The following is a 12,579-nucleotide window of genomic DNA, read 5'->3' as shown; positions in this document are numbered from 1 at the left end:
CGTTTCAGGTTAGGCGGGAGTGGAGCCTGCGGAATGACCCATCGGAGATTCGCTTGGTTTCAGGACGAGGACGAGGTTGCTTCCGAAGAACTCACGCAGGATCGGCACGCGCATCATCCACCATGCCCAGCGCGGGTGATACCGCGGAAAAGCTGCCAACAGCGTTGCGTTGGGAGTGCTTCGCGCCCAACGCAATCCGTCTGCAGCGCTGATGTCGAACAGTGATTCGCCGAATCGGTTCTTCGGTTCGTGACCGGTGGTCCGGGCGTAGCGGCGGGCTGCGTATTCGCCGCCGAGGTAATGCCAGGGCCGGGTCTCGTGGCCGCCGAACGGACCGAACCAGATGGTGTACGAGAGCACCGTCAACCCGCCGGGCTTGGTGACCCGCAGCATCTCCTCGGCCATGGTCCACGGCTCGCGGACGTGCTCGGCGACATTGGACGAGAAACAGATGTCGACGCTGTCGTCACGGAACGGCAGTGCCATCCCGGAGCCGCGCACCGAGCCGGGGATCTGCAGACCCGCCGCGTGCATCTCGGACGCATCGGGCTCGACGGGCAGGTAGCGCGCGCAGCTTGCTCCGAAGACCTCGGCGAAGTATCCGGGTCCGCCGCCCACGTCCAGCACGGTCGCCGCGGACATGTCGGTGCCGGTCAGGCCCCGATACAGATCACCGATCAGCTCGACGGAATCGCGGGCCAGTGCGCCGTAGAAGATGTCGGGAGCGCTCTGTTCGTGCCCGAAGTCCTTCAGCAGACTCACCGAGCGGCGCAGTGTCGCGCGAGAGGCGAACAGACGTGTCACGGCGGAAGTCACGAAAACGAACCCTAGCGGTTAGTGTGGCAGCGGTAATCGACGGCGGTCGAGAAGCGAACATGCGGAAATTGGGTGAAGCGGGCTGTGCGCGAGGTTCTGTTGCTGTGCTGGCGCGATACCGGGCACCCGCAGGGCGGCGGCAGTGAGCGTTACCTCGAGCAGGTGGGCGCAGGTCTGGCTCGCCGCGGCGTCCGCGTCACGCTGAGGACGGCGTCGTATCCAGGAGCTCCCGCCGAGGAGATCGTCGACGGCATTCGCATCAGCCGCGGTGGTGGACGCCTGTCGGTCTATCCCCGAGCACTGGCCGCCATCGCGGCCGGACGGCTCGGTTTCGGCCCGCTCAAGGGCATCGCACCCGACGCGGTGATCGACACCCAGAACGGCATTCCCTTCTTCTCCCGTGCCGCGCTCGGCGTCCCGGTGACGCTGCTGGTGCACCACTGCCACCGCGAGCAGTGGCCGGTCGCGGGGCCGATGATGGCCAAGCTCGGTTGGTGGCTCGAATCGACGGTGTCCCCGAGGGTCCACCGCCGCAATCAGTACCTGACGGTGTCGTTGCCGTCCGCGGACGAGTTGGTCGCACTGGGCGTCGACCGCGAGCGCATCGCCGTGGTGCGCAACGGAGCCGACGAGATACCCGTGTCGGTGCCCGAAGGCGACGAGAGCACCCGCACCGCGCACCCGTCGCTGACCGTGCTGTCCCGGTTGGTTCCGCACAAGCAGATCGAGGACGCGCTCGACGTCGTTGCCGCGCTGCGCGGCCGGATCCCCGATATCCACCTCGACGTCATCGGCGGCGGCTGGTGGGAGCAGAATCTCCGCGACTACGTCGGAGAACTGGGCATCGAGCAGTACGTCACCTTCCACGGACACGTCGACGAGGACCGCAAGCACGCCCTGCTCGGCCGGTCCTGGGTGCATGTCATGCCCTCCCGGAAGGAGGGCTGGGGTCTCGCGGTCGTCGAGGCAGCTCAGCACGGCGTGCCGACCGTCGGCTACCGAAGTTCCAAGGGCCTCACCGATTCCATCATCGACGGCGTCACCGGTGTTCTGGTGGGCGGGCTTTCCGATGGTGAAGAGGACCGCGACGTCTCCGGTCTGACCGCTGCCGTTTCGGAGCTGCTGCAGGACGCCGAAGCCCGAACTCGCCTGGGCGAGAAGGCGCGAGTGCGTGCGGCGGAATTCTCCTGGGAGCAGTGCGCAGAAGGTGTCTACTCGGTGCTCGACGCGACGACGCGTGGTTCGTGGTCGTCAGGTCTGGTGGGTGCGCAGCACTCGGATTCGGCCCAGCAGTCCTACCGCTAGTCCCCCGAGAAGCAGCAGTGCCCACGCGAGGTGGGCAACGACGACGGCTGCCGCCGGCCGGCTTTCGGTGAGCACGGGATCGGGTACTCGGTAGAGCGTGAGCTGGTCGTCGGAGTATGCGATGTCCAGGGGATTCAGTGTTTGCTCGGATTCGCCGAGCTCGCCGGGGGTGGTGTTCTCCACCAGTACCCAGCCGACACCCAGCTGTGCGATCACGTTCATGGATTCGCCTGCGAGCAGGGCATTCTGGACCTCCGTCGCGCGCGCCCCTTCACCCCGCACCGTGCCGCCCGCGACGATGAGCTCGCCGGTCTGCAGTACGTCCAGTGGCAGCATGCGCGGCGCGGGATCGAGAACGGGAGCACTGCCGCTGTAAGGGAAGCGGCGGAACATCCCGGCCGGTAGTACCGCGACATCGCCGTCGCTGCCCTGCAGTTCGGCTGCGACCGCCTGCCAGGACGCCGGGTACGCCACGGGCCGCATCGAATTCCCGACGCCCCAGCCCAGGTCGGGTAGTGCGATCAGCAGGGCCGATATTGCAACGGCGCTACCGAATCGGGTGCGCTGGACCGCGCTCAGCGCGGTCGGTTGCACCGGATTCGGTCGACGCCGGGGCGAAAACGCAGCCGCAGCGGCCAACACGTAGATCGGCATCGCCAGCGCCACCCACTTCTGGGAGTCGCGGAGCAGCCCGGCGCCGGGCACCGTCTCGCCCAGCGCGCGGGCCATTGCCAAACCAGGTCCCGTCGCTGCCAGCGCGGGAACTGCGATGGCAAGCAGGGCAACGACACCGAGCCCCCCGATCACCGGATTTCTTCGACGCCTGATCAGCGGCCGCACACCGAACGCGACCACGGCCAGTAGCAGCGCCGTGCCCACGAGGGCGAAAAGACCTGTCCGAGAGCCGGGTACGGCATCGGAATTCCAGATTCCGCCGAGACCGGCGAGGCTGCCGAGGGTGCCGAGACCCGGCTCGGCCCGCGCCGCGAACGCCGCCCAACCCGCCGGATCCGCCTGCTCGACGCCACCGCCGGACACCGCCGTCGCCACCAGCCACGGCGCCGACGCCACCGCCGCCAGCCCGAGGGCGCCGACCACGCGCAGGCCGCGTCGAGCACCCCCGGGGAGGGCGAGGACCACCAGGGCGATGGTTGCGGCGAGCAACGCGCCGGTGGGGGTGAGTCCGGCAGCGGCGAGACAGACTGCGAGCGCCCACCAGGAACGGCCATCTCTGACCGCGAGTGCAGCGACCACAGTCCACGGGAGGGCGGCGTATCCGACGAGCAGGCTCCAGTGCCCCTGCAGCAGTCGCTCGGCGACGTACGGGTTCCACACCGCCACCGTCGATGCCACGAGCAGTGCGGGTAGTGGGGCTGTCGGCAGCATCGTTCGTGCCATCACCGCTGCGCCCCATCCGGTCAGCCACAGGGCCAGCAGCAGAATGGACTTGACCACCAGACCACCGTCGAAAACCGTCGACAGCGCGGCGATAGCGGCGTCCTGTGGTACTGCCCTCGCGGCCGCGTCGGCGATTCCCCAGGCGGAGTCGGTGAAGTAGGAACGGGGGGTGCTGACGGCGTCGCGCAGCAGGAGATAGCCGGGACCGAGCAGCGGGCCGAGAATCACCAGTGCGAGCAGCAGGCTGTAGAGCGGCGGTGTCCACCTCGACCTCGACCACGCCATGATCGGCACCCTATACCGTGGGCTCATGTCTTTCCGCGCCTCGTCCGAGGCAGAGCACACCGCGGGTGCGTCGGTCGCCGGGATGGGGATGGTGACGGCCGGTTCGATGTTCGCGAACGTTGCGGCGTACCTGCTGCAGGTTCTGGCGAGCCGGATGCTCGGCGTCGAGGGCTACGGAGAATTCGCGAGTCTGCTTGCCGCGCAATTGGTTCTCGCGGTTCCGGCGTTGGCGTTGCAGTCCGTCGTTGCGCGTGAAGTGGTGCGCGGGCGCAGTTCTCGCGAACTGCGAACAGTGGGGTACCGGTGTGCGGCGGTGGTGGGGGTGCTCGCTCTGGCACTGGCACCCGCACTCTCTGCGGCCATGGACATCTCGATGGCGGCGACCGTGTCGGCGGTCATCGCTGCGCCGGTGCTGGTGCTGTTGGCCGCCGAACAGGGTTTGTTGCAGGGACGTGGGCGATTCGGAGCTCTGAGTGTCGTGTTGGCCGCCGCCGGGTTCGGCAAGGTGGCTCCGGCCGTGCTGGTGTTGGTGCTCGGCGGTGGTCCTGGTTCGGTTCTTCTTGCCACGGCCGCGGGCATCGGCGTGGTGGCGCTCGGTGCGCGATGGACGGCCGGGGTGCCGGTGAACTCTGTCTCGGAAACCAAGGTCACGGTTCTGGCCGTGCTGCAGGCGTCTCAGGTGCAGTTGGTGTTGATCGCGATGTCGGCGCTGGATCTGGTGCTGGCGCGCACGCTGCTCAGCTCCAACGAAGCCGGGCTGTACGCCGTGGGTGCTGTCGCGTCCAAGGCAGCGTTCTGGTTGCCGCAGGCCGTCGGCGTCGTTCTGTATCCGCGGATGGCGAACCCGCTGCATTCGGCCTCCGCGGTGCGATCGGCGCTGGCCGTCGTCGCGGGGCTCGGTACGGTTCTGGTGGTCGGCGGCGCGCTGGCGTCTCCGCTGTTGCCACTGGTGGTGGGCGATACGTATTCCGGTGTGCAGAAGTACGTCTGGCTGTTCGTGCTGCAGGGTGCGTGCCTGGCCGTGCTGCAGAGCGCGTTGCTGTGGGCCATCGCGGGCGAGCGCACCCACCTCGCTCTCGTCGCCTGGTTCGCCCTCGGCGTCGAGGTGTTGCTGTTGCTGTTCGTCGCGTCGACACTCGCGCAATTCGTCGTCGTCGCCGCAGTCACCGCAGCGGTGACAATGGTGGTGGTGTGTGGACTGGTGTTGTGGGGAAACCGCGTGGATCGCTAGCGGGCCCTACAAACCCATCGCTCTGTCAGCTAGAAAGTCATTCGGCTACAACAGAATTCGAAATCGATCAACGTGGGTCTGCGTCGGTGAAGTCCTGCACCAGTGACCTGGCGTAATCGGGTTCGGGTATCCAGCACGTGGCGATCTCCCACGCCAGATTCGCTCTGAGTTCGGCGGGCCCGATCGGTAGGTCGTAGTGGGGCTGGTCCACCCGCGCTTCGTCCCAATCGATCAACACGCAGCGGCCGTGCTCGTCGATGATCGCATTGCGCGCACCCGCATCGCCATGGACCACGCATGTCGGGGACTGCGTTCGTGCTTTTCGCCACGCATCGACTATCCGATGGGCCAAACCTGTTGGCAGTGCGGTCAAGTCGACGTCGCCACCGACGAGGAGTTCCGAGAGATCGGTCGCACTCGCCGACCCCGGGCGCTGCGGCCAGCCCACGGTTGCGGCGTGAACCTCGGCCAGGGCGTCGGTGATCCGAGGGTCCTTCGGTTCGGGGTGCGAACCTTCCACGTACTCGTAGACGTGCCAGCCGTCGACGTCCGAGTTGCCCGCCGACGACGGTACGAGCACTGGCACGCGGATTCCACATTCGTGGAGGTGGCGAAGTAGGTGCCACTCCCAGGATCGAGAATCAGGAGTGCGAAGTGAGTGACGGATGACAACGCGGACCCCATCGAGTTTTCCGGACCAGATGTCGTTTCGCGCACCACCGGTCAGCGGGCCGTCGACTACGAGACCCGGCCAACCTGACCGCATCGACTCGGGGAGCATCACTCAGTCGGCCCCATCTCCAGATAGAGCAGTGGCGTGGTTGTGCGCCCTCACGGGCACTCAACCACGCCACTGCAAAGCACTTATTCCTTGTTGAGGTTCGTCCTCGGAATCTCTTCGGTGCGATCCGTCGTCCAATCACGGTTGCTCGAAGGCGCGGGAGCTGCTCCGCCGCCGGGGGTCGGTCGTGGAGCGTTGTCCATACGGGCCGGCTGCCGATGTCCGCCGTTTCCGCCGCCGCGCAGGAGCAGGAACACTCCGGCGATCAGCGAGATGACACCGAGAATTCCGGCGATGATCGGGACGGTACGGCCGAAGAGCGAGATCTGATCCTGGCCGTCCTTGGCCTGCTGGATCTGATATTCGACCGTGTTCTCGTCGAACGTGATCGGAGCATTGAGGACGTCGACCTCGGGCTGGCCTGCCTCACGCGCGTAGTACTGGTGAATCTGCTCTTCACCCTTGACGACGACGCCGGTCTCGGGCTCGACCCACAGGGTGCGGGTGTTCTCGTACCAGCGGGTCATCGTCACCGGTGCGTCTCCACCCTCGACACCCCAGGTGTCGGCGGGCAGGGTGACCTTGTTGGTCGGCAGGTTCACCACGGTCGACAGGTCGACCGGGCCGACGGTCTGCTGGTACTGGTACACCGGCGTGCCGTTGATCTCGGTTGCCTCGACGAAATCGATGTCCTTGGTCGCCCGGGCATTGACGTCGAAGTACGGGTAGCTCTTCTGCTCCGAGTTGAACGGGAACTTGTACTGCAGTCCGGTGTGGGCCACCTCTTCGGCGGGCGCGTCGCCTGCCACCTGGATGGTGCCGATCGGGTTCTCGACGGGCATCGACGTCTTGCGGTCGATGGTGACGCGGTCGACGCTCGCGGTCAGCAGCCCGGTATCGGCCTGCTTGTCGCTGCGACGCAGAGTCTGGCCTGCCTGCAGCGTCATGATGTCGGCGTCGGAGGGATCCTCGACGGTGACGAATCGCTGGGAGACGAGGGGAACGTTCTGGTCGACGACTGCGCGACCGGCCGCGAGGGAGCTGGCGTTGAGCACACTGCCCTCACCGGTGGAGACGGTGGTGACTTCGAGGTCCAACGGCGTCTTCTCGAGCGCCGAAATGGTGTACGTGGGAATGAGGATGGCGGCGACCACCAGAAACGCGCCCAAGCCGATGAGTACGAGGGCAAGTATCCGGCTCGGCCCTGAGCGCTCCGCCATGCTGAATCTCCTTAGTTGACCGCTTCATGGAAGACACCGCGAGCGGGAAACACGTTCGCCCCGACCCGATGCCCGATTTATTACGACACGTCGCAGGTGACAGTAACAGTCGACAGTGGCACCGGTCTCGTCTGCGCCGGTTCGACACGGCACACTTGAGGCCACCATGAGCACACAGACCCGTTCGGCAGGCGTTGTCCCGCTTGGTGGATTCGTACCGTCACTCGAGGGGATGCGTGCCGTCGCGTGTATCGGAATCGTTGTCACCCACGTGGCCTTTCAGACCGGTGGCGCGACGTCGCCGATCTTGGGTCATATCTGGGGAAGGTTCGACCTGACTGTGGCGATCTTCTTCTCGCTGTCGGGATTCCTGCTGTGGCGTCCGCACGCGGCGGCGGCCCGCGGTCATCGGAGTGCCCAGCCGCTCGGCCGCTATTTCCGTTCGCGGCTCGCGAGAATTCTGCCCGGTTACTGGGTCGGCGTGATACTGATCCTGCTGTTTCTTCCCGATGCCGGCGGTGACTACCGCGTGTGGCTGGCGAACCTGTCGTTCACTCAGGTGTTCGTGCCGTTGACCCTGACCCAGGGCTTGACGCAGATGTGGTCGCTGTCGGTCGAGCTCGCCTTCTATCTTCTGCTGCCGGTGTTCGCTTGGCTGATGGTGCGTCTGCGCGGCGCGGCCGCCGCCCGCCGTATCCCAGTCATTCTGGGCGCTGCGGTGCTGACTCTGTCGTGGGCATTCGTTCCGGTGTCGACCCCCGACGGCATTCACCATGACAACTGGCTCCCCGGCTACTTCCCGTGGTTTGCGGCTGGGATGCTGCTCGCCGAGATCTCGGTGGGGCCACCGACCTGGGTGCATCGGTTGGCTCGTCGCCGATTTGTCATGTCGTCCATCGCGGTTGCCGCGTTCGCCATGTCGGCGACTCCTCTGGCGGGTCCGCAGGGCTTGGTGCGTCCGGCGGCCTGGCAGTTCGAGATCAAGATCTTACTCGGCGCGATACTGGCCTTCGCGATGCTCGCGCCGCTGATTCTCGCCGAGGACGGTCGCCGGCATCGCTTCCTCGAGCATCCTGTGATGCTGACGCTGGGCCGCTGGTCGTACGGATTGTTCATCTGGCATCTGGCTGTGCTTGCCGTCGTGTTCCCGGTGTTCGGCATCATCCCGTTCACGGGCGGTATGTGGTTCGTCTTGCCGGTGACCCTCGCACTGTCGATTCCGGTGGCTGCGGCGAGCTACGCGCTGGTGGAAGACCCTGCTCGACGACGCTTCGCTGCCAAGAAGACGCCGATCACGGTTTCCGCATCGCACTGATCGCCAACGCGACGATTCCGATCAGCGCGGCCAGCTGCACTCCGTACGATTCGCCCACGTACCCGTCGGGCGATCGCCATGGACCGAGCGAGAGCAGCGCCGCGCCCAGCAAGGCGAATCCGCCTGCTGCGCTGACCAACACGCGCGAGGAGAGCGCGCGACCGTAGCGGCGGTCCAGGAACACTGCACCGACACCGATCACGGCCACAGCGGCAGCACCGGCGATTCCTGCCAACACGATCGTCGCTCCGAACAGCGCCACGATCGCCGCCGGGAGGCTCTGCCAAGGCCGCGGTGCGGGCCCGAGATCGGGCATGCTGCGCGGCCGACGCAACGCTGCGAACAGCAGGGGAATCAGCAGCAACAACCCACCGAAGATGCCGAGTCGATACCAGCGATCGGTGGCGAAATCCAACGAGATCGTGCCCGACGCCCCGGCCGGAACGACCCAGGCCTGCTGCCACCCGTCGACCACCACCGGGGACAGTTCGACGCCTCCGGGAGTGGTTGCGCGCCAACCACTGTTGTTGCTTTCCGGGATGACCAGCAAGCGATCCTCCGTTGTGGAGGTCAGCGTCACCTCACGGTGATCGGGGCTCCAGGCGGTGGTCCTGGCGACCTGCGGTGCCGAGCTCGTCGGCCACTGTGCCGGAATGGGCATGGTGCGCAACCGAATACCGTCGACGAAGAACGACGCTCCCGGCTCCACCACCACGTCCTGGCGACCCTCGGGCAGCGATACCGGGTTGACGAAATTCTCGTTCACCGGGGTGTCGGCGTCGCACACCGATGCCTTCAGCGGCTCACCGGAACGGAACTGCTCCGCGGTGGCCGTCACCGACGTGCGCACCGTCTGCCCGGCGATGGAGAGGATGGGGCCGGCGAAGCAGTCCACGGTGATCTCGCGGTCACCGTCGTACGGTGCGCCGATCGGTTCACCACCGGACAGCGGCGTCACCTCGGCGAAGCCGGGTGGCTGAGACTGGATGAAGCCCAGCGAGTTTCGATCCAGAACTCCCTCCCAGTCCACGATCGACAGGACGATCCGGTCCGTCACGTACGGTGCCAGTTCGAGGGTCGTCGAGCCGTCGGTGTCGACGTCGCGCACCATCGGCCCGTTGCCGAGGTTGACCGCGACGCGGGTGGGGTGCGCCGGGAGTGCGCCCAGGCTGGGCCTGAGTTCGAGCCCGTCCACCAGTGTCGGAGCGGGCAATTCGATGGTCAGGGTGGGGTTGGTTCCGGCTCGATCGGTGATCGACTTCTCCGGCGCCGCCCAGGACGTGCGCGGATCACCGTCGGTCGCGGCGAACGCCGAACCGTGCAGGTCGGCGACGTCCGACGCCCCGCCGGCCAACGGCCGACCCGGTTGCGCCAGTAGCGCTTCGAGTTCGGGAGACTGACGCGTGCGGACCGTCAGATCGGGAATGACGGCGGTACCCATCGGGACGTCGATCGTGCGTGAGAAGCGCCCCAGTTCCTCGGGCGACTTGGACAGTCCACTGCTGCAGCGGATTCGATCCTCGGTGTCGAGGCACCCGGACCGGCCGGGGAATTCCTGGCCCAGTTCCCAGGCATCGACGCTTGCTCCGGCGGGAGTCTCGGGCAGCACCGCGCGGTGCACGATCGGTACCTGCTTCGGGTTGTCCCGGTCGGAGTAGTCGTCCACCGACACCTCGCTGATGCCGAACTGGCTGCCGCGGGTTCCGTCTACCGTCGACTTCGCGGTGATGCGCAGCCACGGCGTCTCACCGCCCGGCAGCGACACCGTCATCGGCTCACCCGGCTCGTCGACGCGCGCGGCCGTCGAGCCGTTCGGGGTGGTGATCTCCACCCACTTCACCGGGTCGCCGATCGTCCCCGGGCTGGTACGCATACGCAGCAGCCCGCCGCGCACCGGAGTATCGAAGTCGAGCTGAAGCCATTGCCCCACAGCACGTTCGATGCCGTTGCTGATCCAGCTGGTGGCCAGATCGCCGTCCACAGCGGCGGCGACACCGCTGCCGGGGGCGCTGCCGCCGATCTGTGTGGCGTCCGACGCCGAGCTCGACGCCGTCAGGGTCGCGCCCTCCCACTCGGCGTCCACGGTCTTCGACCCGTACACCGGGTAGTCGGAAACCTCGTTGAGCGAACGTCGCGGCTCGTCGGCGGCCCGCAGCGCAGAACTGTGATTGTCGACCTGGCCGAAGTCCGTCTCGCGATTCATCGGGGTGTCGGTCACCGTCACCGAGTTCACGGCAATGCCCGCCGCGGCCGCATCCGAGGCCAGCAGCGTGGGGCCCGACGGCACCGGATTGCGAATATCGTTGTTCCGCAACTCGTTCGAGCGCAGAATGGACTCCGGACCACCCTGGACCACCGGAACGCGATCGAGATCGACGGTGTAGGGACCGGACGCGGGAATGTCTGCCGAATCGCCCACCGAATAGATCTCCACAGCCGGATACGGCGGTCGCAGATCACCGTCGAGTACGACGCCGTCGACCTGGCCGGGAGCCACGTCCTCACCGAATTCGGCCACCTTCTCGAGTCTCGGCGAACCGTCGAGCACCTGGTGCACCGATGCCGGACGGGTGGATCGCGAGTTCTCGGGATCGAGGTCGTTGCGTACGACGACGTAGCTGATGCCCTGGCCCAGAAGGGTATCGGCCAATCCGGCCGACGGCCGACCGTCGGCGAAAAGTCGTTGCACGGAGTCCAGTGCCCGGATGGCACCGGGCGGGGTGAGCGGTACGGCGTCGCGGACGGCCCAGGGGGTGGTGGCCAGCGCCTGCAGTGGTTCGTCTCGGGTCAATCCCCAGGTCTGCAGAGCGAACGGTGCGCCGGGCACGATCAGGGCCCGCTGTGCGTCGGAACCGTCGGGACTCGATCCCGACGCATTCTCGGTGAGCCAGTCCGCGGCGTCGTGCCAGTACTGCGGAACGGCCTCGTACGCTCCTCGGGGCGCGAGCTTGCCCGTCCACGCCAGCGAGGTGGACAGCGTCAAGGCCACCAGGACCAAGGCGGTCACCGCCATCATCGGATGCTTCTCGGGATGCGCGACGGCCGATCGCCACTGCGTCCGCGGCGCAGAACCCGGCAGTGGAACGCGGCCCAAGAGGTGAGCCAGGCCCAGTACCAACGGGATTCGAATGACCGGCTCGAGTTTGTGGATGTTGCGCAGTGGTGCGCCTGCAGAATCGAGGAACACCCGAACCGAAGCCGCGAACGGACCGTCCAGATCGCCGACGAACCCGGCACCGAGGCCGACCAGACCGATGAACAGCATGACCGTCAACCGGCCGCGGGCGGGCATAGACCGCATCGCCAGGCCCGCGATTCCAGCAGCCGCTATCAAGCCCGTCGCGATGACGGCCGCGGGCTGAGTCACCAGAACGGCACCGGCCACTCGCTCGGGAGAGACGAACGGCGTCCAGCTGCCGGTGCCGCGCAGCACCTCCGTCAGCGACGTCCACTGTGTGGTGGTGCCGGACGATTCGATGTAATCGAGAAACGGTGGAGAGACCTTGCCCAGCAACAGCAGTGGAACGATCCACCACAGCGTCGCGAGCACCAGAAAGCCCGACCACCATCCGCCGAAGACGAACCAACGCTTGTTCGGCCGATGCGTCAGCATCCAGATCACGGCCACCAGAACGGCTGCGGCAGTGGCGACGGCATTGACCGCGCCCATCAAGGCCACAGCCAGTGCAGACTGCGCGGCGGCGCGCCGAACCGTCTGTTTCGCATCATCCCCGGCGAGATACCGCACCATCGGGATCAGAACCCACGGTGCGAGCATCATCGGCATCGTCTCCGAGGAGATCGACGCGAGGGTGGTGATCACTCGCGGCGAGAGCACGAAGGCCGTCGCGGCGATCAGACGGGAACTGCGGCTGCCGATACCGAGGGCTTCGGCGAGCCGGACGATTCCCCAGAACCCGGCGATGAGCAGCAAGGCCCACCAGATGCGTTGAGTGATCCACGGCGGGATCGACAGCAGATCACCGCCGGCGAAGAACGCACCGTGGGGGAAGAAGTAGCCGTAGGCCTGGTTCTGCACCTGGCCGAGCGGAGCCGCGCTGTTCCACTGATGGGAGGCGCGTTCGAGAAATCCGAGTGGGTTCTGAGCCAGGTCGTACTTGGTATCGGCGACGGTGAAGCCGGGGACCTGCAGAAAGGTGAGGAGGAACGCCAGAATCGAGACGCCGAAGAGCCATTTACGGCCGAGCGGCTCGGCCGAGATCACCGA

General features: G+C 66.7%; 8 protein-coding genes. 3 read left to right on the top strand and 5 right to left on the bottom strand.

Annotation, left to right across the window (positions count from 1 at the left end):
* Nucleotides 1-9: 9 nt before the first annotated feature.
* Nucleotides 10-816 (bottom strand): class I SAM-dependent methyltransferase, encoded by an 807-nt coding sequence (locus AYK61_RS14380; protein WP_259468062.1) that lies wholly within the window; start codon nucleotides 814-816, stop codon nucleotides 10-12.
* A gap of 84 nt (nucleotides 817-900) precedes the next feature.
* On the opposite strand from AYK61_RS14380, the gene AYK61_RS14375 reads away from it, so the two are divergent.
* Nucleotides 901-2,121, top strand: a complete 1,221-nt coding sequence (locus tag AYK61_RS14375; RefSeq protein WP_121872755.1) for a glycosyltransferase family 4 protein — start codon at nucleotides 901-903, stop codon at nucleotides 2,119-2,121.
* Here the strand turns inward: AYK61_RS14375 and AYK61_RS14370 are convergent.
* Nucleotides 2,068-3,804 (bottom strand): hypothetical protein, encoded by a 1,737-nt coding sequence (locus tag AYK61_RS14370; RefSeq protein ID WP_397484955.1) that lies wholly within the window; start codon nucleotides 3,802-3,804, stop codon nucleotides 2,068-2,070. The two genes, AYK61_RS14375 and AYK61_RS14370, sit on opposite strands and share 54 nt — an antisense overlap.
* Before the next feature lie 25 nt (nucleotides 3,805-3,829).
* Between AYK61_RS14370 and AYK61_RS14365 the strand changes: the two genes are divergently transcribed.
* Nucleotides 3,830-5,035, top strand: coding sequence for a polysaccharide biosynthesis protein (locus AYK61_RS14365; protein ID WP_183130284.1), 1,206 nt, complete (start codon nucleotides 3,830-3,832; stop codon nucleotides 5,033-5,035).
* Nucleotides 5,036-5,102: 67 nt separating this feature from the next.
* Here the strand turns inward: AYK61_RS14365 and AYK61_RS14360 are convergent, their stop codons facing one another.
* Nucleotides 5,103-5,801 carry a phosphotransferase enzyme family protein gene (locus AYK61_RS14360; protein ID WP_259468191.1) on the bottom strand — a complete coding sequence of 233 codons (699 nt, stop codon included), beginning with the start codon at nucleotides 5,799-5,801 and terminating at the stop codon, nucleotides 5,103-5,105.
* Between the two features lie 98 nt (nucleotides 5,802-5,899).
* Nucleotides 5,900-7,036 carry a DUF3068 domain-containing protein gene (locus tag AYK61_RS14355; protein WP_121871265.1) on the bottom strand — a complete coding sequence of 379 codons (1,137 nt, stop codon included), beginning with the start codon at nucleotides 7,034-7,036 and terminating at the stop codon, nucleotides 5,900-5,902.
* Between the two features lie 166 nt (nucleotides 7,037-7,202).
* On the opposite strand from AYK61_RS14355, the gene AYK61_RS14350 reads away from it, so the two are divergent.
* A complete protein-coding gene (locus tag AYK61_RS14350; RefSeq protein WP_259468061.1) occupies nucleotides 7,203-8,351 on the top strand; it encodes an acyltransferase in 1,149 nt (382 codons plus the stop codon).
* Here the strand turns inward: AYK61_RS14350 and AYK61_RS14345 are convergent.
* On the bottom strand, nucleotides 8,329-12,576 hold the full coding sequence (locus AYK61_RS14345; RefSeq protein WP_121871263.1) for an alpha-(1->3)-arabinofuranosyltransferase: 4,248 nt from the start codon (nucleotides 12,574-12,576) through the stop codon (nucleotides 8,329-8,331). The two genes, AYK61_RS14350 and AYK61_RS14345, sit on opposite strands and share 23 nt — an antisense overlap.
* Between the last annotated feature and the right edge of the window lie 3 nt (nucleotides 12,577-12,579).

This window comes from Rhodococcus sp. SBT000017, assembly GCF_003688915.1.
Lineage (GTDB): Bacteria > Actinomycetota > Actinomycetes > Mycobacteriales > Mycobacteriaceae > Rhodococcoides.
The sequence above is the reverse complement of the archived record's forward strand: the minus strand, read 5'-3'. Positions and strand labels throughout refer to the sequence as shown.